Here is a 21,152-nt window from a genome sequence, read left to right on the forward strand (position 1 = left end):
TTATACCTATGAAATCCAGCCATTGACAATCACTTCGTGGAGTGCCTGATACCGAGTCCGAGCTTTAAGCTTGCTCAGGGTATTGTTGATATGAAATTTGACGGTGCTTTCGCTAATCACCAATTTACCGGCAATGTCGCGATCGCGCAGACCATGTGCCAGCAACGTCATAATTTCTCGTTCTCGTTCAGACAGCACCATCTGCGGCTCCGGCTCAACCCCGACCCCCCAGGTTTGCCCTGCCAGCACAACCTCAACCGCCTCGCGTAACTCCGCCGGACTGATCGACAACGCCACCTGTGCCCGAATCTGAGCAGATGGCACCTTTTCCCCTTGCTGCACCCACAACACATGGCGGGCTGACGGGATCTGGTCTACATCATCCGTCAGCAACGGTAAATCATCTTGAGCCATGTCAAATACCGTTAGCCCTGCCAAATAAGCAAGGTGGGTAAAACCCGTTTGCAAGACAGACGATCGGCATTGAATCCGCAAGCCCAAACCCAGATCGCAGGTGGGATAGGGAATTTTTAGCAAGACCTGAATCACCCGGCGATGCAGGTCAGTATGGTTGTGTAAAATTCCTCCCAAAAAAGCTACCGTCAAAAACAATTCACCAAATGCAGATCGAAGCCAGGTTTTGGTTTCCTCAGCCGCTTGATCGGGCGGAGAAATGATGGCTTCTAAGGCGATCGCATCGGCACTATAGGTCAACCGACAATAGCTACAATCCAATTGATTGAGCACTTCAGCCGCTCGTAAAAAGATCCAATTGAGCGAAAAACTCAGGGGTTGCTCTGTACCCACCAGCGTCAGTCGAGCCGATCTAAGAATACTGGCAAGCTGATCTGAAAGCGACAAGGTATTGAGCAATAAAGGATTGGCATTGATTTGCCATTTTTGCTTTTCCTGCTGATACGTCAGCGCCATATCTAACGCCACAGTTACCGTTGTACAGAGAATTTGCAAGATTTCTAAAAATTCAGGTGCCATGGCATGGTGGCTGAAGGTTGCCAATACCCCAATCACCCGATCTTCAATAATTAACGGATATCCGGCAAACCCTCGGATATTATTGGCGATCGCCCAGTCTCGATCTTTAACCCACGACTCATCTGCCAGATGATTACTCAAAAACGAAACCCGATTTTGAGCAATTTTGCCCACCTTATAAGCCCCCATCGGCACCCTGGCAAATGCCCCATTGGTGTGGGTATACATCCCCGAAGACGCCACCAATTTCAACGCCGATTGATCTGGCTCAACCAACCAAATGCGAGCAAAGGCGCAATCAAATTTCTCGACCAACCCATCGGTAACTCGACAGGCGATCGCCTCTGGCTCTAAACAACCAGAAAAACTCTGCGCAATCTCATTCCCGCGTTGGAGGTCAAATAGGAGTCGAGTAGAATCGAGCATTCTGGGAATAGGCTCAGACATGGCACTGCTCACCAGAGATTGTGTGGATTAGGCGTAATTCATCTAATTGAGACGCAGTTTTATAATTTAACTCTGTATCCTGCACTACGCCACCCATCATAATTGCAAATAATTTTTATTTGATGTTGCGGTAGTGTTTCAAATCTGCTGTTAAGTTTCTGGGACGGTGCGCCGAATTGGAAAAGGGGGTGAAGGGGGCGTTGCCCCCTTCGTGGGGGTGAAACCCCCACACCCCCTCTTAAACAGTTGCAGCTTCATATTTGATTGGTATAAAGAGTGACAAAATCCTGAGCCATTTGCATCGCCATCTTTAATTCTTCGCCGTTCTGGGCAGAGACTTTGAGGATTTTGCCATTTACCTCTATCTCCAGCTCCATTGGCTTTCCCTCCAGACGATCGCCCAACAATGCCATGACTTTGGGGGCATCTGCGACATTCACCTCAGCCATCAACACCCCCACCAAAACCTGCCCCAACGGTTGACTTCCCTCTGGCAGATTCAGGTCAGGCACGCGATCGACAAATTCCACTTCTTCCATTTCATTCAACTCTGCCAGAAGCCTTTCAGCTTCTTCATCTTGCTCCTCCTCTTCCAAGTCTTCATCTGTGAAATGAACCGTTAGTTTCACAATTGAACCCGTTGCCATGCGATCGCCTCGTACTTTATCAAATGAAGGTTTTAGGAAGAGCGTAAAATGAATAATGCCATAGTTTGGGTAGGTGAACCCGTGATAGTAGTGTTTCAAATGGGTTGTTAATTTTTTGGAAAGGCTTGCGGAGCGCGCCTTTCCAAAAAATTAACAACCGATCTAAACCGTCACCCCTGTGGTTAATCTATACAAAGGCAGAGGGCAGCGGCACACCAATTACGCTTCATTGAACTTTACATCTACGAAGGGGTCGTCTAATATGCCTCTAATGCGTCCAAGCTGTCTAGCCCTAGGCATCTTGACAGGGCGATCGCCATCAAAATGGGGTCAGAAAGGGGGATCTGAAGGCTACGCCTTCAACCTGGGGGTTTATCCCCGCACCCCGACCCGATGTGGCGATCGCTATCAAAAAGAGTGTGTCTTGATCTGAATATCCGAATAATTGTTGACTGAATGAGCCAGCTATTTGATCCTGTTTCCCGTTCTGTCTCTCGACGAACGTTACTCAAACTTTTTGGTATCGGCACTATCGGTGGGTTAGTCGGTTATTCTCGCTTCGCCAAGCCGCAACCAACCTTACATCAACAAGATGCCTTATCGTTGCCCTGGCAGACCCGTGACGCCAAGCACGTCGTTGTCGTAGGCGGTGGGTTAGCCGGTCTGGCATGTGCCTACGAACTCAGCCAGCGAGGGTTTCAGGTGACGCTGCTGGAACGGGCAGCCCAGTTGGGCGGTAAAATTGCCAGTTGGACGATTCAAGTGAACGATGAGTCGTTTCAAATGGAACACGGGTTTCATGGCTTTTTCCCGCAATACTATAACCTCTGGAGCCTGACCGAAGAATTGGGCGCACGCGATAATTTCAAGCCGCTCAATTTTTATTCGGTGGTGTATCGCGATCCTAAATACCAACCCGAAGTCTTTCGCCCCAGCCACTCCGCGTTTCCATGGAATATTGTAGATCTGACGGTGTCGTCAGGTAATCGGCTGAAATGGGGTCTGAATCTCGCAAAATATGCTCACTGGCAGGTGTTTCGTGAAATTACCGGGTTCCATCCCCAAAAAAGTTTTGACCGGCTGGATCAGCTTTCGGTGACGCAATGGGTCGCAAATGACTTTCCCCAAGGTTTATATGACCTGTATTTCTTACCCTTTGCCAAGTCCAGCCTCAATTCGCCGGATGTGATGAGTGCCGGGGAGTTGATGCAGTTTTTCCATTTCTATTTCTTTGGCAATCCCGAAGGGCTTGCCTTTAATGGCACCAAGCAAGACATGGGGCGCAGTCTGGTCGATCCGATCGCCCAGAGTATTCAACAAAACGGGGGGGCGATTCTAACCGAGGCAACCGTCAGTCAGGTTAACTGGCAAGGCGATCGCATTGTCTCGTTAGACTACTATCAAGGTGCTGCCAGCAGTTCGGTGCCCTTTTGGGTGAAACGCAATCCGCTGCTCAGCTCTGACAAAATGGAATACTTTGGTGCCGGAGATGCCATGTATGCGATCGCCCCCGGTAGCCGCGACGCCATTTCGCTCTCTTGCACCCATCAGGGGTGTACCGTGCATCAACAAGACGATGGTGCCTTCCTCTGTCCCTGTCATGGGGCTGCCTATAATGCCGATGGCAAAGTGTTGCAGGGACCCGCTCAGCAAAACCTTCCCCGCTTCCGGGTTCTCGATCGCAAAGATGACCAGGTACAGCTAGCTGCCGTCCAATCCACGACCGTGGCAAATCAAACCCTGGCTGCCGATTATTTTATCTTTGCTGCCGATATTCCCGGCATTCAACATCTATTTTCCCTGGCTGAAGGCACCGTTCCTACCCCATTAGCGCAGCAAGTTAGCCAGCTTCAGGTGGCAGATCCGTTTGCCGTCGTGCGCTTCTGGTTTGATCGCGATTTTGATTGGGAGCATAGCGATTTTACCTCCCTCTCTGGCTATCGCCTGACCGATAGTATTACGCTCTATCACCGCATTCAGGACGATTACATCGACTGGGCAAGCCGCACCGGCGGCAGCGTGGTAGAACTTCATGCCTATTGCTATAAGGAAAAAGAATTTCCGACCCAGCAAGCCTTACTCAACACCTTTGAGCAAGAGTTATACGAAATTGTGCCGGATTTGAAAGCGGCAACCATGCTGCACCGGGAATTGGTGAATCAAAAGAATTTTGCCGGGTTTCCCCCCGGTAGTTATAGCGATCGCCCTGAAACCCGTACAATAGCTTCTAACCTGATGTTTGCCGGAGATTGGGTGAAAATGCCATTCCCCTGCGGCTTGATGGAACGGGCGATCAGTAGCGGCTTGCTGGCAGCCAATGCCGTGCTTCAGCAAGAAGGGTTACAACGTCGTCCACTGCTCTCTGTCAATCCTCAAGGGATGCTACAAATCTAATCTCTCCAGATCCCCGATATCTTTAAGATGTTAGGGAATGGGAATTAAATAACGCCGATGATTTGTTGTACGGGCGAACGACCGTTCGCCCCTCCAAACAATTCAATCGTCGATCTTATTTAATCCACGATCCTAAGGGTATAATCCCGCTTCCTCAGATCCCCAGCATTTTCAAAATGTCAGGAATCTAAGCCCACCCCGATCCACTTGATTTCACCGTCATTCATTTGCCTGTTGCTTCTATGCAGACCGAATTTGCGCACCTGCCCACAACTTCGACAGAACCACAGCATCTCCGCCAATTGGGGATTAACCCCCATCATTGGTATGTGGTCGCCCGGAGCAGTGACGTTACCGATCAACCCCTGGCGGTGACGCTATGGAAACAAGCGATCGCCCTATATCGAGATTCATCGGGTCAAGTACAGGCATTAGAAGACCGCTGCCCCCATCGACAGGTCAAACTCAGTAGCGGACAGGTGCGCGGCAATGAATTAGAGTGTGCCTATCACGGCTGGCGATTTGACGGCACCGGACAATGCACCACCGTGCCCTATCTGGCAGAGCATCAGAAATTACCCACCTGTCAGATCCGACCCTATCCCGTACGCGAACAGGATGGCTTTATCTGGTTGTATCCCGGTCAGATCAACCCATCCTCCACAACCCCATTGCCCGAACCGATGGGCGTACCGGAATGGGAGCATCTCAACTACATCGGCTCCGTTGCCGTATTGGAATGCCAAGCCCACTTCTCCTTTCTGATTGAAAACTTGATGGATATGTATCATGGGCACTTGCATGATAACTATCAAGCCTGGGCAGATCCTAAATTGCAAAGTATAGAAGAATCGGGCGATCGCGTTCATGCCCACTATCAAGCCCAAAGCTATTACAAAATCGATCGCATCTGGTCTGTTTCTCAACTTTTCTTTCCAGCCTTGCGTAAGCTTCATCCTGAGCCATTAGATGTGAGTTATATCTATCCCCACTGGATGTCTACCTTAGGGCAAGACTTCAAGATTTATTGCTTGTTTTGTCCGATTGATGAAACCCATACCCGTGCTTACTTGTTGCACTTCACCTCACTAGAAGCATTCCCTAACTTACACAAACTCTCCGAAAAATTTCGTCGCACCATCAAAAACTTGTTTTTCAACTCAGCCAAAAAGCTACTTGAAGGCTTGATTGTGCAAGATGTATTAATGATGGAACAAGAGCAAGCTGCCCACTTGCAAAACCCCGATCGTAAAGCCTACGAACTTAATCGAGCGATCGCCAGTGTGCAACGCTTAATCCGACAGCAAGCCGAATACTCTCAAAAAGGCTGATGGGTGCTGCCTACAGCTTTGGCATTGAGTAGCTAAAGTAGCTAAAATTGTCACAATAGTGGATATTTAGGTTACTCAAAATCCACCTTACCGCCATCCGCCATGTCACCTTCAAGTGCCCTTGCTAATTTCACTGTAACGGTAGAATCAACCTTACTTAAACGTTGGACAGTGACAGACTACCACCGCATGAGTGAGTTGGGCATTCTTGACGCCAATGAAGGGACTGAACTAATTGCTGGACAGATTGTACTGATGGCTGCTAAAGGAACTCCTCATGTGACTGCGCTGCAACTTTTGGCAAATGCGCTACGCGACCTACTTGGCAACACTGTATTAATCCGAACACAAGACCCCATTGAACTAGACAATTTTTCCGAACCAGAACCCGATCTGGTAATCGCTCAAGGCACCGTCTTAGACTACGCCGAGCACCATCCCCGATCCGAGCAGATCAATCTGGTGGTAGAAGTCGCAGACTCGACCCTAAAACAAGACTGCGAGATCAAAGACAAACTCTATGCCCAGGCTGGCATCACCGACTATTGGGTGCTCGATCTCAAACATCGTCAACTTCACATCTATCGGAACCCAACCCCCATAGGCTACACCAGTCACCTGATCCTGACTGAACCCAACTCGATCTCTCCTCTAGCGTTTCCTGATGTTTCGCTCTCCCTCAGTGCCTTTTTCCCACCAGTAGCCTGAGAACTGGTACGATCGCTTCTCACAACAGTTTTGCGATCGCCATACCGTTAATGATATATCCGACTACTTCGACGTGACCTGTTAACGCCCTTTGAGTAAATCAGCATACACAAAGGTTTCTATTCCTAACACGATGAGAAAGACAAGTTCTACCCAGAAGACTATCATCACTCCCCAGGGTGGATTGGGAACTAAAACCCAGAATGCCCCCAGAGCAATCATTCCCGAAACGACAAATGTAACTTCGTCTACAATCAATTGCTGAATTTTACGGCGCTTGCGATGCTTGTCATCCCGATGGGCAATCTCCCAACCAAACAACGTTTCTAGATCTTCGTACCCCGTGTGTTCCTTTAACCGATCTACCAGCTTGTAGCGAATATACCTGCCGATCGCTGAAATCTTTTCATCATTAACCACATACGTCCAACCCAGAATCAGACAGACCCAGGGAATTACCAAAAACGCGTAGTAGTGCGATGGATCAGATGCCGCGAACGAAACCACTGCACCAAATACACCCAGCGTGACATACAGCAAATTATCCCGAAAACCAATCCGCTGAGTTTGCTCAGACTTCAGGCAGGTGTACTCAGCCAGCAATATTTCTAGTACAGAATCTTTATCACTCATGGCTAACTCAGGTATTGCAAAACCCTGTGTCTATTGTGACGGATTAAGAAGACGATCTACAGAAAACTGAAAAAATTCTCTAGACTCTGGGCAAAACCCAACCAAGTTGACAGAATGGTAACTATTCAGATTCCTTCAAGGATTAGCGATGCCGCGTGCCGTTATTTTGACTGCTCTATCTGTTGAATATCTGGCGGTTCGTGCTCATCTAACCGATCTTCAGGAAGAGGTTCATGCTCAGGGAACCATTTATGAGCGAGGAACGTTTGCGGCGAATGCTCAAACCTGGGATGTAGGCATTGTTGAAATTGGAGCAGGTAATTCCGGTGCAGCCCTAGAGGCAGAAAGGGCGATCGCCTACTTCAAGCCCGACATCCTTTTCTTTGTTGGCATCGCTGGAGGCATCAAAGACGTTGCGATCGGCGATGTGGTGGCAGCAACAAAAGTTTATGGATATGAGTCTGGCAAGACAGGGGAAACATTCAAACCCAGACTGGAGATTGGGCTGAGTACCTACAATTTAGAGCAGCGCGCCAGAGTCGAAGCTAGAAAACCAGATTGGCTACAAAGATTATCAACAGTCCCTTCCCCCACTCCTAAAGTTTTCGTTGCACCGATCGCAGCTGGTGAAAAGGTGATTGCTTCAACGAAATCGGAGATATTTCAGTTTTTGCGATCGTACTATGGAGATGCTATTGCAGTTGAAATGGAAGGCTTTGGCTTCCTAGATGCAGCTCGTGCCAATCAGCAGGTGTCTGCGTTGGTGATTCGGGGTATCTCTGATCTGATTTATAACAAGACTGAGGCAGATAACCGGGGCTATCAGGAAATTGCTGCACGTCATGCCAGTGCGTTTGCCTTTGAGATGTTGGCAAAGTTGCACTCTATGGGTGAAAACGCTGATACTAGTAACATTGACTTCCGTATGCCTCCTGAAAAGCTCCCACAGCCATCCAAACCATCTTCAAAGGTTTCTGACATGAAAGTAGTGCCACAAAGAGGAGAGATTGAAGTCTTTTTCTCTTACTCCCATAAGGATGAGGCGTTACGAGATCAATTAGAGACTCACCTCAGTACCTTGAAACGCAAAGGCATTATCAAAGCGTGGCACGATCGTAAAATTGGGGCAGGCAAGGAGTGGGCAGGTGAGATCGATCGCAATTTAGAGAATGCTCACGTCATTTTGCTGTTGGTTAGTGCAGACTTCATTGACTCCGACTACTGCATGGGCAAAGAACTCAGTCGTGCGATAGAGCGGCATGAGTCTAAGGAAGCAAGAGTTGTTCCGATCATTCTTCGTCCAGTTGATTGGGATGGGTTACCTTTCAGCAAGCTTCAAGCTTTACCCAAGGATGGAAAGCCAATTACTACTTGGTCAGATCGAGATGAAGCCTTCTTGAATGTTGCAAAGGGTATCCGTTCTACGGTTGAGGAGATTACTGCAAACCCTTAACTGGCTCATTCTCATCTCCCATTTCCCAAGAGGATGAGCCAAGTTTATCTAGCGGGATTTCTTCAATACCCCCTTCTAATAGGGTTAGCCGCCACAGTTTGAGCACTCAAGGCGGTGCAAAGGTGCCTTTTATATTGCCAAAGATTGATGTTTCTAATTTTACAGGGAGAAAAGACGAACTCGATCAACTCGAATCTCAGCTATTGGGTAGCAGTGAAGACAAGGCGTGCAGCATTGTAGGGTTATCTGGCGGCGGCGGCATGGGAAAGTCAGCTTTGGCTTTTCACTTTGCAACAGTACATAGAGATAAGTTTCCAGATGGCGTAATTGGGCTGCCGGTGGATGGCAAAGCAGTGCATGAAATTGCCCGTGAGTTTGCTCGCCGATGTGGGGAGGAGATTGACGAAGAGGATGATCGATCAGCCGCAACGATGATGCAAGAGGTGTTTGCTCACCGTCGAATGTTGCTGATTTTTGATAATGCTGATCGAGCCGATCTAAAGGATTTGCGTCCAGGTGGGCAGCGCTGTGCGCTGATTGTGACAACGCGCGATCGCCAGATTCCTGATTCTTTTGGCATTCTCAACAATAGGATTATTGATTTACCACCCCTACCAAAAGATGATGCACGAGAACTCTTGCGGCAAATTTTGGGAACAGAGCGATTTGAGGCAGAACGAGACGCTGCCGATCGCATTATTGAGATAACGGGTGGATTGCCGCTAGCATTGCAGATTGTAGGCTCAGCACTACGGGGAAGACAACGTACTCTGAGCAGCTATGTAGAGTCTCTAAAAGAGGAGAAAACTCGACTACAACGTTTGCAGGTTCGAGGCGATCGCGATCTCAATGTGTCGGCATCTCTAAATTTGAGTTTGGATTTGCTGGACGATCCAGAAATTGACTTTTTTGCTTGTTTGAGTGTCTGCGCCAAAGATGGATTTTCCTTGCGGACAGCAATGGTAGCCGGTGGGATAGCAGAAGAATGGGAAGCCCAAGACTTTCTGGATCGGCTCTATCAACTTTCCTTGCTGAATGAAGTCAGCCAAGATCGCTACGTGTTTCATGCGCTGGTTCGGGTCTACGCAAAAGAATTCGCCCAAGAAAGAAATGTATGGGAAAATGCAGCCCAACGGCACGCTGAATATTTCCTTAATTTTGTGCAGACTAATGATGTCGAAAACCCAGAAATTGCCAACCAAATTGCCGAAAACTTTGAGGATATCTTGCAAACAGCCCAGTGGCTACGATCAAATGCTGCCTCGGATGAACTTAAAGAATCAGCGTATCAATTTGCTTTAGACTTGCGCCCGTTCCTACTGAAATATAGCTACTCGAAGCAAGCGATTGAGTTAATGGCAGGTTTTCAAGTATGGGCAGAACAACTGAACGACTGGTATGCCAGCGTCAGGTTTAAGATTCAGCACGCAAAATATCTTGCCCTTGAAGGACATCTGCCAGAAGCAGAAGACATTTTAAGGAGTGCACAAAATTCGATTGAGCAAATCAGCGACCCACTTGAACGCCAAGAGAGCCAGGTAAAACAACTCAGTAGCTTGGGTGGGGTTTTGCAGAAACAGGCTAAGTTTAACGAAGCGATCGCCGCATTTGAATGCGAAATTGCTATTGAAGAAACCCTCAAAGACCAAAATTCTTTGGCAATTGGTCTGAATCGTTTAGGTGGGCTATTGCAGCAGCAGGGCAGAGTGGAAGAGGCGATCGCCGCATTTGAACGCCAAATCACGATTGCTGAAACCCTCAATGACCTAAATTCTTTAGCAATTGTACTAAATCGTCTAGGTGGGCTATTGCAGCAGCAGGGCAGAGTGGAAGAGGCGATCGCCGCATTTGAACGCCAAATCACGATTGCTGAAACCCTCAATGACCTAAATTCCTTATCGATTGGTCTGACTTGTTTAGGTGGGGTCTTACAGCAGCAGGGCAGAGTGGAAGAGGCGATCGCGGCTTTTGAACGCCGAATCACGATTGCTGAAACCCTCAATGACCAAAATTCCTTATCGATTGGTCTGACTTGTTTAGGTGGGGTCTTGCAGCAGCAGAACAGAGTGGAAGAGGCGATCGCCGCATTTGAACGCCAAATCACGATTGCTGAAACCCTCAATGACCAAAATTCCTTATCGATTGGTCTGACTTGTTTAGGTGGGGTCTTGCAGCAGCAGGGCAGAGTGGAAGAGGCGATCGCGGCTTTTGAACGCCGAATCACGATTGCTGAAACCCTCAATGACCAAAATTCCTTGGCAATTGGGCTAAATCGTTTAGGTGGACTATTGCAGCAGCAGGGCAGAGTGGAAGAGGCGATCGCCGCATTTGAACGCCGGATCTCTATTGCTGAAATTCTCAATGACCAAAATTCCTTAGCGATTGGTCTGAATTGTTTAGGTGGGGTTTTGCAGCAGCAGGGCAGAGTGGAAGAGGCGATCGCCGCATTTGAAAGGACTATTTCCATTGAAGAGAGTTTGGGTGATAGTCGTGGATTAGCAATGACATTGAGTAGTTTGAGCAGCGTGCTAAGAGCAAAGGGAGACTTTCAAGCTGCAATTCTTGTGCTTAAACGCATTATTTCTCTTGAAGAGAAGCTTGGCAACCTTGTTGGGAAAGCAATGACATTGAGGACGTTAGGGCAGCTTTTACGTCAAAGTGATTTCCCATCAGCCATTGATGTATTTCGCCAAGCCGCTGAAATTGATAAACAACTAGATAATCTAACCCAGGAAACCAAGTCACTGGCTATTCTTGCTGAAGCACTACATGAGTATGGATGCATTCTTTTGAAAGAGCAAGATACTGTAGATAAAGCTGAAGTGATGCTACGTGAGAGTTCCCAAATCTATGAACAGCTTGGGGATTCATTTCAAACAGCAATTGCCTTGCACAGTTTGGGTAGAGCACTCAAGAAAATGAGCAGGCTAGAGGATGCAGAAAATGTTTTACAGGAAAGCCGAGATAAGTTTACTGACCTCAAGGATAATAAACAGCTACTCATGGTGCTCAACACCTTAGGTGGAGTTTTAGAGAGAAAAAAGGATTGGAAATCAGCAGAAAGAATCTTGCGGGAAAGCTACGATTTGGCACATAAAGAGCAAGATATTTTAAGTCAAGCGATTGTCTGCAATAGCTTGGGACAGCTTTTTTCCAAACAGCCAGGAGGAAAGTTTTTTTCGCAAGCCCACATGTATTTTATTAAAAGTATCGAACTGGGCAAAAAAGCAGACTCCCAGGGCCATTTAGCGAAAGCTCATACTGCCTGGGGACAAGCTTTGATGAATTCTAGGCAATGGGAAGATGCTGTGGCTGAGTTGAGCCAAGCGTTTGCAATCGATGAAGAACTTGGCAACATCTATGGGCTACGAATCGTAACACGAGATCTGATGTATGCCTTGGTCAGATTAAATAGACGACAAGAAGCGCTGAGCTATTGCGATCGGGCAATTGTCGCAACAAACAGTCATTCTTATTTTGTTCACTTACGCGATAGCTTAATTAAGTAATTAAATTTGTACTTCATCCAACCCTTCCCTTTACACTACATACTCTTTGAACTAGCTGAGTTGTTGTGAGGCAGAGAGCGATTGTCTTATCCGAGTGTTGAAGGATAGAGCGCGATCGCCTATCCCTTTAACCAAACCTCAGTTTCATGGTGCGATCGCCCATTTTTGAAGGATAGAGAGCGATCGCCCCTTTGCCTAGTATTGTGATTTTCGTGAAGCTGTTGCTGCTCAACTAACCTTCCCATCTAATTTCTATCTCCTCAATTGAAATAGAATAGGATCATCACCCTCCTGAGGATGAGTAGTATGAAATGGCGCGTAGTTCTTGAAAGAGATCCTGACACAGACAATTGGGCAGTTTGGTGCCCAGAATTGCCGGGTTGTGTTTCAGCAGGGGAGACGGAAATAGAAGCTTTAGCAAACATTCGTGAAGCGATCGCACTTTACCTTGAGCCTGACCCAATTGAGTTGAAAGCAGGAGCCATTTTACGCGAGGTGTCAGTTGGATGACTCGCATTCGCCGGATGAATGCAGACGAAGTTGAACGCCTTTTGGTTCGTTATGGATTTGAGTTAGTTTCACAAAAGGGAAGTCATCGTAAATGGCGCAATCTCGACCGTCAGCTTCAGGTAATTGTGCCTTACCATAAAGGTCGTGATCTACCCATCGGAACTCTTCGCAATATCCTGACAACTGCTGATATTCCAGAAGTGGAATGGAAAACGGAATAAAAAGTGTTGCCTGATTGTTCCTTCATGTCTATGCCAAACTGCGATCGCCTATCCCTTCAGCCAAGCCTCAGTTTTATGATGCGATCGCCATCATGCTAGAAACAGAAAGATTCAGGGTAGTGCTTTGTTAGAGAAGATTTCGGCATTGCTTAATAGCGGGATGAATTTGAACGTGAACCCTTTGGGTTCACGTTCAAATCATCCCCAAAATCAGCAACGCCCGATTTCTTACGCTCTCTAGGTAACTTCCTTAGATAGGTATTAAGTTTTGTCTACCTTGAGATGGACGTAGAGATATTAATCGTTTCTCTATAGTGAGCGTAACTGGGGTGTACGATCCAAGCTCTAGCGCACTTCCGGTGGTAAATGCAATTCAGATTTCAGGTACATCAACATGAGTGTGGCTTTGAGTCCCGATCGTCCAATCACAGGGACTTTGAACAACGTGCTGCCTTTCTCTCTACCTCCCGAATATGGCGAGGCAGAGCAGCAGTTTATACAACTTCTGGCGCTTGACAACCTAGACCAGCAGATTAAAACCCGACCGTCTCTGGTCACACCATTGGAGGCGTCAATTGAATCTGCTTTAAGTATTGCCTATACTGAGAACAGTGTAGAGCCTATGGCATCGGAAGCGGCTAGCCTGTTTTTGCAGCGAATTCTATACCAAATTAACCGACTTAACCTGTTTTGGTTCGATGATTTGCAGCGTTACACCAACGAGCGCTCCTTGTATCTTCAGCAAATCCGCAATCAAATTGAAGCAGTTTGGCAACCCTGGGAATTGAAGCAACTCGATGTGAATCAGCTTCAGCAAACTAACGTGCAGGATGCGTTGACCGATCGCGCAACGGTTGATTTAGATCCACCTATCAATGCAGCAAAACAATACTTGCGTGAGGAAATGTCCTTTGAAGGCTATCGGCATCTGTTGGCGATCGCGTCTCTGGATGGACTGGTAGAAGCCAGCCGTATGTCTCGCATCTTAGGGGGTGCTAGCAACGAAATCCATGCGATGCTGATCCGGGTACTGATGGAGGAATATGGCAACGGGCGCTATAACCGTAAGCATTCTACTTTCTTTGCCAATATGATGGCAGAACTGAAGTTGAACACTCGACCTGAAGCGTATCTTGCCTTTGTTCCGTGGGAGGTTCTGGCGTGCATTAATCACAACTTCCTGCTAACCGAATGCAAGCAGTTCTTCTTGCGGTATAACGGTGGACTAACCTACTTTGAAATTGCAGGTCCTTCCATCTATCGGGACTATATGACTGCGGCTCAACGGTTAGAACTTTCAGATACCGCAATGGGTTACTGGGAGCTTCATATCCGTGAAGATGAGCGGCATGGTCAATGGATGTTGCAAGAAGTTGCTTTTCCTCTGACAGAACGATATCCAATCGAAGCATGGCAGTTAGTCCTTGGGTATGACCAAGAAAAACTAATGGGCGATCGAGCAGGAGCAGCTGTAGTTCGGGCAATTAAAGCCGCAGAACAAAAGCGTTAAATGTTCTACGTCAAATGTTTGCAATTATCCGTTTTGCAAACTATCTATTTTGCAACTCATCTATCTCTCTATGACACTCACTAATTTGGAGCGAGATTAAGCCACAGATTTTTTGTTGTGTGCCGCGCAGAGCGCGGCACACAACAAAAAATCTAACCATATTCAAGCGCGAAGCGCTGTAATTAAAACCCGGAAGTTTATTTTTGGAAGCGCGACGTTGCCGCGCTTCCAAAAATAAATCTTCGGTTTTATTCAATCCACGATCCTTAGTTACTCTTGCGGGCACATGAGTTCTCCGGTTAAACAATAGCCTGCATGAAGCACATTAGGATCAACACACACTACCCTATCTGCAATGGGCAGCAAAGGCTAAATATGCAAAAAGCATTATTAACCGTTCAGGAAACCGCAGTTCAAGAAGCTGCAATCAAAGACAACGCTAAATCATACTCCCCGGATGAAGTTTTCTTTTGCCCTGAAGAGTCTCAGTTCTACTCCCAGTGCCTTGAAAAAATGATTTTAAATCATTGTGATGGGATGGAATCAATCGTCGAATTTGGTGCAGGTGATGGTAGCCCAGTTATTAATTGTCTAACCAAAACGCCGTTTAATGGCATGGTTCACGGATATGAGTTGAACCTGTCAGCGTGCGACGTTGCTCGATCGAGAATTGCTCAGTACAAGCTGCACCAGAAGTACACCATCCACAATCACTGCTTCTTCACTAATTGGAAAGATTATGGCGCAGAATATTTAATTGCGAACCCTCCCTATATCCCTGCACCTGATGACGATATTCGGATGCCAGCGTTACATGGTGGAACAGATGGTGCAACGATCACAAAACGGTTAATTTCGGCTGGCTGTAATAATGTCATGCTTATGATTTCTGCGTATTCCAATCCCGTTGAGACGATCAATCATGCATTGGACTTGGGGTACAAAGTAGCCGATTTTATGATCACGCCGCTCCAGTTTGGTTATTATAGTTCTGAACCTAAGGTGCAAAACTGCATCACCGAACTCCGCCAGCGCAGTAAAGCTTTTTACTCTCAAAATATCTATTTCCTGGCAGGTGTTTTATTTAAGCGTCGTTGCAGCACACCTGATCTATCGGATGAGCTGATTAAACTAATGACGGCACTATAGAACGATCGTGCGTAGAGCAGTGGAGTATCATTCTGAGGGTAATTGTGCTTTACCATGAAGGTCGTGATCTACCCAGCGGAACCCTGCGCAATATCCTGACAACTACTGTTGCGAACACTAAATTTTACAACATGGGGTGGGGGGGCTTCGCCCCCACGCAAGGGTTCCACCCTTGCACCCCGTTGTAAAACTTTTAATTGAGTCTGCTACTGATATTCCAGAAGTAGAATAGAAAACGAAATAAAAAAGTGTTGCCTGATTGTTCCTTCAGGTCTATGCCAAAGTGCGATCGCCCTCCTATTTCCTGAAGAGATGGAGAGCGATCGCCAATTGTTGAAGTATAGAGCGCGATCGCGACCTTATCCCCCAATCAATCCAGCAGTGTTACAGTGAGCTTAGTCCTGATCGGCTTTTATCCTATGTCCAAACGACTCACGATCGCCCAGGCGCAACAACAACTCCCCAACTTTCCCAATGAGCTGACTGATGAACCAATCATCATTACGCAAGATGGGGTACCTGTGATGGCAGCACTCAGCTATCAGCATCTGACTGAATTACTCGAAACCCTTGATATCCTTAGTGATACTGAATTTGTCACCAAACTGCGTCAAAGTATCCTCCAGGCACAGCAAGACAACACTGTTTCTTGGGAGCACGCCAAATCACAGCTAGGGCTATGAGTGTTGCCCAATGATTGAATACACCATTCAATTAACACCCCTTGCTCTAGAAATGCTGGCAGCGGTTAAAGATCGCAGGGAACAAGAAAAGCTAGGCGAGCGTATCGACCAACTTAAATGCGATCCTGAAAAACAGGGTAAAGCTCTTATCGATACGCTTGCTGGGTTCCGCAGCGTCCGGGCAGTGGGACAGCGTTATCGCATCATCGATAAAGTTGAGCAAGCACAAGTTCTTGTCTTAGTAGTTGCAGTCGGCAGACGCAAGGACGGAGACAAAAGAGATATTTACACAGTAATCGAAAAATTGTTGGGTGATTTTATCTAAAGCCTTGTACTGGAGCTAGAGTGCGATCGCTAATTTTTGAAGTATGAAGAGCAATCAGCTTTACTGCTCCCATATCTACGATCGCTTGTTTCACAGCCAAGTGCGATCGCCAGCTTCACACGAGTTTGAAATGCGATCGCCAAGTCAACAATCAAACGATGATGCTGTTGTACAAAGTACTAGTACACCAACTTAAAAGTTTTAGAGGGGGTGGAGGGGGTGAAACCCCTTCTTGGAGGCGCAGCCCCCAAACCCCATGTTGCAAAATTTAGTGTTTGCAACACTAGAATTACTGCATCTGGCAGACGTGTAAAGCTGATACTTGTTAGGTTTGCAAAACCATCATTATCACAATCACAGTTGAACCATAGTTCTGCAACACCATCATTTTCGGGTAGTGGTATTCATATAATGATTTTTTGTAGCGCGGGCGATGCCCGCGCTACAAAAAATCATTACTTTTTTAGGACTACCCATTTCCGATACAGTTGATTAGAAAGATCGTGGCGTATGTGATTTATGAAGGTTGGGGTTTTTAAAGTTCCGCAAAGCAGTCCTGATGATGTGTCGCCGTTAGATGCACTGGTGCAACGTGGGCACATCGACCCGACCACTATCGTTGCCATTTTAGGGAAGACAGAGGGCAATGGCTGTGTCAATGACTTCACTCGCGGGTTTGCCACCCAGAGCTTGAAAACGTATCTCACGGCTCAGACCGATCGGCAAACGGCTGAGCAGGTGATTTATGTGATGTCAGGTGGCACAGAGGGGGTGTTGAGTCCCCATCTAACGATCTTTACCCGTGAGCCGATACCTGAGAATGCGCCGCGCCAGTGGGGTTTAGTGCTGGGGGTGAGCCGCACCCGCGATTTTTTGCCCGCAGAAATTGGCACATTGACCATGGTCAATCAGGTCGCTGAGGCAGTTCAGCAGGCGATCGCCCAGGCTCAAATTGACTCAGAGGCAGTCCATTTTGTCCAGATTAAATGTCCGCTCATTCCATCGACCCTCATGCAGCCAGCGGAAGGAATCATTCCTCCGGTCAAGATTGGTAGCAGCTATCAGTCGATGGCTTACTCGCGTGGGGCGTCAGCGCTAGGGGTGGCGATCGCTCTGGGTGAGATTGCCCCCGACCAATTGACGCAGGCGGACATTTGTACTAACGATGCCCTTTACTCAACCGTTGCCTCGACTTCGGCGGGCATCGAGCTACGGCACTGCGAAATTATGGTGTTGGGCAATTCGCCAAACTCTGCCAGCAATTTTGTTGCCGGACACAGTGTCATGCGCCATGCCTTAGACCAGGCAGCCGTAGAAATGGCGATCGCCCAGACGGGGCAACCGGCCAATCGCATTGTTAACCTGTTCGCCAAAGCCGAAGCTTCACCTTCTGGGTTTATTTTGGGGCGACGCCATACCATGCTGGATGATTCGGACATCAACCACACCCGCATGGCGCGTGCCGTTGTCGGAGCCGTAGTGGCAGCGACCATCCAAGACCCCATGGTCTACGTGTCCGGGGGTGCTGAGCATCAGGGACCGGCGGGTGGGGGACCTGTGATGGCGATCGGGGTTAGAGACTAGGTTTACTCGGTTGCGTCTGCCGCCTCTGGTGTTGGTTCGGCAGTCACATGTTCTGCCTTGGCTGCTTTTTCGTCTTCTTTTTTCTCTGCATTCTCTGCCAGCTGCTGCATTGCCCTCACCGCACGAGATTCAGCTTCTGCCAGCACTTCGTCCATTTTCTCTAGCATTTCACCGGGGTAATTTTCTAGCACCTTGGTCGATAGAGAGACACGCTGTTTAATTTCATCAACGTCTAACACCAGCGCTTTGATCGATTGCCCAATCTGAAAGCGGTCTTCTAGGGAAGAAATGTAATTTTTGCTGATCTGGTTGATGTGGAGCAATCCAGTAGTGCCGCCAAAGTCGATAAACAAGCCAAAGGGCTTGATCCCCACGATTTTGCCTTCGACCACTTGCCCAATCCCCAATTGTTTGAGATTGGCAGCTTTAGCCGCTTGTCGTTGCGATAAAACGAGCCGTCGATTTTCACGGTTGACTTCCAAAAAGCCAACGGTGAGGGTTTTGCCGACCAACGATTCCAGATCCGTCTTTTCGATCAAGTGCGATCGCGGGATAAATCCTCTGATCCCCTGGACATCGACGGTAACACCGCCTTTGTTAATGCCAACGACACGAACCTGCATCGTCTGACTATTGTCTTGCATGTCCTGGAATGTTTCCCAGACCTGCCGAATTTCTAATTGCCGAATCGATAGCGTCACCTGACCATCTGTATCTTGCTCTCGGATGATCAGAAATTCACGCTCTTCCTGGAGGGGAACCACTTCTGACAGGTCAGTAAACCGCCTCAGAGAGGCTTCGTCCATTGGCAGAAATGCAGATGCCTTGCCGCCAATATCGACAAAGACCCCATCACTTTCATAGCTGAATGCTTTTCCACGAACTACCTGCCCTCGTTGAAATTGGTAGTCGTGTTGTTCAAGGGCTTTAGCAAAGTCATCACTGGAGAAGGACAAGTGGACCTCCTGAATTCCGAATCGATTCGTCAACTTTTTCAAGTTCATTCAATATAGCGCTTCGTGATTGGATGAAACAGAGTTGTTTTTTTGCATCCCCCCGGATAGTGCATGCAGATGCCATGGCTGGGAGCCAAAATAGCGGCTATTTCCTACCGTAGACAGGGGTATTACACCGGGTTATTGCCACTGAGGGCGATCGCATTCCCGTGTTTAGAACCGGCTAGAACGTCTGCCTTCCTGCGGTGTCCTGGGCGCAGTGGGCATATTGCCATACCGGAGGAAAGCCCTGATACCCCGTCCTGCCGCACTATCGGGGTGCCAAGTCGTAGGGCAATGGGCGATCGCATGGAGGTGTGGTCTGGAAACGTTGTCAGCGGCGAGCGAGCTGGCTAGGACAGGGGTGCGAGGGCTGCATCCCCGGACAGGGGTTCCATCCCTGTCCGCCGTCCGCCTAAACCATATCAATGGCGATAGGGCATCTTAATAAAGATCGACCGGAGAATAGTGCAATAGATTTTGGCAAAATGCCAAAATGTTTGATGTGTTGGATTTCTAGTGAATTGACATTGGCGGTTTGCCTTATTTGGCAGGGGTTTCATCTCGTTTTAATAACGCCACTTCAAACCAATGGTGCTGCTTTCATACCCATCTTCTGATGTGGTTGAGAATTGCAGTGAATTACTCACCTGCTATCGGGTTCAGCCGTTTAAGTGCGGTTAACCGTACCCCATTCAGTGTGCATGCCGTACTTACAAATTCCGCTATCTTTACATAAATTCTCTCTTAAGATGAGAAACGTAACTTCGTGAAATCTCACTTAAGGTACACCTTAATTGAGCGAAACTTTTCTTAAATTAATTCATCTTCTCTAATTTGAGTGGCACAGACATAACCAGATTGTGTTGCTCTCACAGGGATCTCTACTTAATCTTTAGCCTTTTAGGAGGTTTCTGATGCGGATTGCTCAAGTCGCACCTTTATGGGAAAGAGTGCCGCCTTCGACCTATGGTGGTAGTGAATTAGTAGCAAGCTTGTTAACGGATGAATTAGTCCGGCGTGGACACGATGTCACTTTATTTGCTTCCGGAGATTCGCTTACACTCGCTAAGTTAGAATCGGTTTGTCCGCGAGCGCTACGACTCGATACTTCAGTAAAAGAACCTGGCATTTATGAAATGCTGCAACTCAGCCAGGTCTATGAGCGGGCAGACGAATTTGACATTATCCATTCCCATATGGGGTGCGCTGCATTGCCCTATGTCAATCTGGTAAAGACGCCCACTGTTCATACGCTGCATGGCATCTTTACGCCCGACAATACAAAAATGTTTACCTATGCCAAAAATCAGCCCTATATCAGTATCTCCAATGCTCAGCGAGAGCCTCGACTGGGCTTAAATTATGCGGCAACGGTTTACAACGGTATTGATGTTGATAGCTACAAGTTTTATGAAACGCCAGAAAAACCGGGCTATCTCGTGTTCTTAGGGCGGCTCTCTCCTGAAAAAGGCACCCATCATGCGATCGCCATTGCCAAGCACCTGGGGTTGCCCCTGAAAATTGCCGGAAAGATTGATGCCGTCGATATAGAGTATTACGAACGAGACGTTAAACCTCATATTGATGGTGAGCAGATCCAATACTTAGGAGAAGCCAATCACATCCAAAAAAATAAATTAATGGGTGGGGCGATCGCGACACTGTTTCCCATTACATGGCGTGAGCCGTTTGGTTTGGTTATGGTGGAGTCAATGGTATCGGGCACACCCGTTGTAGCGATGGCACTCGGCTCTGCACCCGAAGTCATCGCCCATGGCAAAACCGGATTTTTGTGCCACAGTGTGGAAGACTGCATTGCTGCGGTTCAGCAGATTGATACGATCGATCGGCAAGCCTGCCGCGACCACGTTGCCCAACATTTTAGTGTCCAGAACATGGTTGATGGGTACGAAGCAGTTTATCAGCAGATTGTAGCGGGTAAGGCTGTTCTCAATTCTCATCACCTGTCTACGGTTTCGACCCGTGTGGTGTTTAATTAACCCTACCGAAATGGGGTATTGGACTCAGGTCCCGGGCTAAGGCAATGGCTGTAGGGG

Annotated in this window: 23 protein-coding genes; 16 read left to right on the forward strand and 7 right to left on the reverse strand. The window is 47.7% G+C overall.

Translation table 11 applies throughout. From position 1 onward, the window contains the following. Positions 1–6: 6 nt before the first annotated feature. Both ACR6Z4_RS07955 and ACR6Z4_RS07960 read right to left on the reverse strand, forming a co-directional pair. On the reverse strand, positions 7–1,440 hold the full coding sequence (locus tag ACR6Z4_RS07955; protein WP_479716706.1) for a LuxR C-terminal-related transcriptional regulator: 1,434 nt from the start codon (positions 1,438–1,440) through the stop codon (positions 7–9). Between the two features lie 254 nt (positions 1,441–1,694). Beyond that, positions 1,695–2,186 carry a hypothetical protein gene (locus ACR6Z4_RS07960; RefSeq protein ID WP_479716707.1) on the reverse strand — a complete coding sequence of 164 codons (492 nt, stop codon included), beginning with the start codon at positions 2,184–2,186 and terminating at the stop codon, positions 1,695–1,697. Between the two features lie 163 nt (positions 2,187–2,349). Between ACR6Z4_RS07960 and ACR6Z4_RS07965 the strand changes: the two genes are divergently transcribed. The 4 genes from ACR6Z4_RS07965 (at position 2,350) to ACR6Z4_RS07980 (ending at position 6,520) form a co-directional block, all read left to right on the forward strand. Then, on the forward strand, positions 2,350–2,520 hold the full coding sequence (locus ACR6Z4_RS07965; RefSeq protein WP_479716708.1) for a hypothetical protein: 171 nt from the start codon (positions 2,350–2,352) through the stop codon (positions 2,518–2,520). Between the two features lie 23 nt (positions 2,521–2,543). Further along, complete coding sequence (locus ACR6Z4_RS07970) at positions 2,544–4,481, forward strand: FAD-dependent oxidoreductase (RefSeq protein ID WP_479716709.1); 1,938 nt, start codon at positions 2,544–2,546, stop codon at positions 4,479–4,481. Between the two features lie 242 nt (positions 4,482–4,723). Beyond that, positions 4,724–5,812, forward strand: a complete 1,089-nt coding sequence (locus tag ACR6Z4_RS07975; protein ID WP_479716710.1) for an aromatic ring-hydroxylating dioxygenase subunit alpha — start codon at positions 4,724–4,726, stop codon at positions 5,810–5,812. Positions 5,813–5,914: 102 nt separating this feature from the next. Then, positions 5,915–6,520, forward strand: a complete 606-nt coding sequence (locus ACR6Z4_RS07980; RefSeq protein WP_479716711.1) for a Uma2 family endonuclease — start codon at positions 5,915–5,917, stop codon at positions 6,518–6,520. An 81-nt stretch (positions 6,521–6,601) separates the two neighbouring features. Here the strand turns inward: ACR6Z4_RS07980 and ACR6Z4_RS07985 are convergent, their stop codons facing one another. After that, entirely contained in the window at positions 6,602–7,153 is a 552-nt protein-coding gene (locus ACR6Z4_RS07985; RefSeq protein ID WP_479716712.1) for a hypothetical protein, read from the reverse strand. 148 nt (positions 7,154–7,301) lie between these two features. On the opposite strand from ACR6Z4_RS07985, the gene ACR6Z4_RS07990 reads away from it, so the two are divergent. Together ACR6Z4_RS07990 and ACR6Z4_RS07995 are read left to right on the forward strand one after the other, a co-directional pair. Then, complete coding sequence (locus ACR6Z4_RS07990) at positions 7,302–8,606, forward strand: phosphorylase family protein (protein WP_479716713.1); 1,305 nt, start codon at positions 7,302–7,304, stop codon at positions 8,604–8,606. 122 nt (positions 8,607–8,728) lie between these two features. Further along, positions 8,729–12,115, forward strand: a complete 3,387-nt coding sequence (locus tag ACR6Z4_RS07995; RefSeq protein WP_479716714.1) for a tetratricopeptide repeat protein — start codon at positions 8,729–8,731, stop codon at positions 12,113–12,115. Positions 12,116–12,234: 119 nt separating this feature from the next. On the opposite strand, the gene ACR6Z4_RS08000 is transcribed toward ACR6Z4_RS07995, so the two are convergent. Further along, positions 12,235–12,360, reverse strand: coding sequence for a hypothetical protein (locus ACR6Z4_RS08000; RefSeq protein WP_479716715.1), 126 nt, complete (start codon positions 12,358–12,360; stop codon positions 12,235–12,237). A 61-nt stretch (positions 12,361–12,421) separates the two neighbouring features. Here ACR6Z4_RS08000 and ACR6Z4_RS08005 point away from each other — a divergent pair, with 61 nt between their 5' ends. The 3 genes from ACR6Z4_RS08005 (at position 12,422) to ACR6Z4_RS08015 (ending at position 14,356) form a co-directional block, all read left to right on the forward strand. Continuing rightward, positions 12,422–12,625 (forward strand): type II toxin-antitoxin system HicB family antitoxin, encoded by a 204-nt coding sequence (locus tag ACR6Z4_RS08005; RefSeq protein WP_479716716.1) that lies wholly within the window; start codon positions 12,422–12,424, stop codon positions 12,623–12,625. Continuing rightward, positions 12,622–12,846 (forward strand): type II toxin-antitoxin system HicA family toxin, encoded by a 225-nt coding sequence (locus tag ACR6Z4_RS08010; protein WP_479716717.1) that lies wholly within the window; start codon positions 12,622–12,624, stop codon positions 12,844–12,846. The genes ACR6Z4_RS08005 and ACR6Z4_RS08010 overlap by 4 nt, the downstream gene beginning before the upstream one ends. Positions 12,847–13,240: 394 nt before the next feature. Continuing rightward, positions 13,241–14,356 (forward strand): iron-containing redox enzyme family protein, encoded by a 1,116-nt coding sequence (locus ACR6Z4_RS08015; RefSeq protein WP_479716718.1) that lies wholly within the window; start codon positions 13,241–13,243, stop codon positions 14,354–14,356. A 40-nt stretch (positions 14,357–14,396) separates the two neighbouring features. On the opposite strand, the gene ACR6Z4_RS08020 is transcribed toward ACR6Z4_RS08015, so the two are convergent. Continuing rightward, entirely contained in the window at positions 14,397–14,612 is a 216-nt protein-coding gene (locus ACR6Z4_RS08020; RefSeq protein WP_479716719.1) for a hypothetical protein, read from the reverse strand. A 119-nt stretch (positions 14,613–14,731) separates the two neighbouring features. Here ACR6Z4_RS08020 and ACR6Z4_RS08025 point away from each other — a divergent pair, with 119 nt between their 5' ends. Then, complete coding sequence (locus ACR6Z4_RS08025) at positions 14,732–15,505, forward strand: SAM-dependent methyltransferase (RefSeq protein ID WP_479716720.1); 774 nt, start codon at positions 14,732–14,734, stop codon at positions 15,503–15,505. 193 nt (positions 15,506–15,698) lie between these two features. On the opposite strand, the gene ACR6Z4_RS08030 is transcribed toward ACR6Z4_RS08025, so the two are convergent. Beyond that, a complete protein-coding gene (locus ACR6Z4_RS08030; RefSeq protein WP_479716721.1) occupies positions 15,699–15,875 on the reverse strand; it encodes a hypothetical protein in 177 nt (58 codons plus the stop codon). A 49-nt stretch (positions 15,876–15,924) separates the two neighbouring features. Between ACR6Z4_RS08030 and ACR6Z4_RS08035 the strand changes: the two genes are divergently transcribed. From ACR6Z4_RS08035 to atzD, 4 genes are all read left to right on the forward strand, one after another. Next, positions 15,925–16,188, forward strand: a complete 264-nt coding sequence (locus tag ACR6Z4_RS08035; protein WP_479716722.1) for a type II toxin-antitoxin system Phd/YefM family antitoxin — start codon at positions 15,925–15,927, stop codon at positions 16,186–16,188. A gap of 10 nt (positions 16,189–16,198) precedes the next feature. Then, entirely contained in the window at positions 16,199–16,513 is a 315-nt protein-coding gene (locus ACR6Z4_RS08040; protein WP_479716723.1) for a type II toxin-antitoxin system RelE family toxin, read from the forward strand. A gap of 43 nt (positions 16,514–16,556) precedes the next feature. After that, a complete protein-coding gene (locus ACR6Z4_RS08045; RefSeq protein ID WP_479716724.1) occupies positions 16,557–16,709 on the forward strand; it encodes a hypothetical protein in 153 nt (50 codons plus the stop codon). Between the two features lie 323 nt (positions 16,710–17,032). Next, on the forward strand, positions 17,033–18,097 hold the full coding sequence (atzD, locus tag ACR6Z4_RS08050; protein WP_479716725.1) for a cyanuric acid amidohydrolase: 1,065 nt from the start codon (positions 17,033–17,035) through the stop codon (positions 18,095–18,097). A gap of 2 nt (positions 18,098–18,099) precedes the next feature. Here the strand turns inward: atzD and ACR6Z4_RS08055 are convergent, their stop codons facing one another. Continuing rightward, positions 18,100–19,101 (reverse strand): S1 RNA-binding domain-containing protein, encoded by a 1,002-nt coding sequence (locus ACR6Z4_RS08055; RefSeq protein WP_479716726.1) that lies wholly within the window; start codon positions 19,099–19,101, stop codon positions 18,100–18,102. Positions 19,102–19,164: 63 nt separating this feature from the next. Here ACR6Z4_RS08055 and ACR6Z4_RS08060 point away from each other — a divergent pair, with 63 nt between their 5' ends. Beyond that, a complete protein-coding gene (locus ACR6Z4_RS08060) occupies positions 19,165–19,449 on the forward strand; it encodes a hypothetical protein (RefSeq protein WP_479716727.1) in 285 nt (94 codons plus the stop codon). Positions 19,450–20,009: 560 nt separating this feature from the next. Beyond that, positions 20,010–21,095: a glycosyltransferase family 4 protein gene (locus ACR6Z4_RS08065; RefSeq protein ID WP_479716728.1), complete on the forward strand. Its 1,086-nt coding sequence runs from the start codon at positions 20,010–20,012 to the stop codon at positions 21,093–21,095. Positions 21,096–21,152: the final 57 nt, after the last annotated feature.

The organism is Calyptranema fuscum S582 (genome assembly GCF_055793305.1).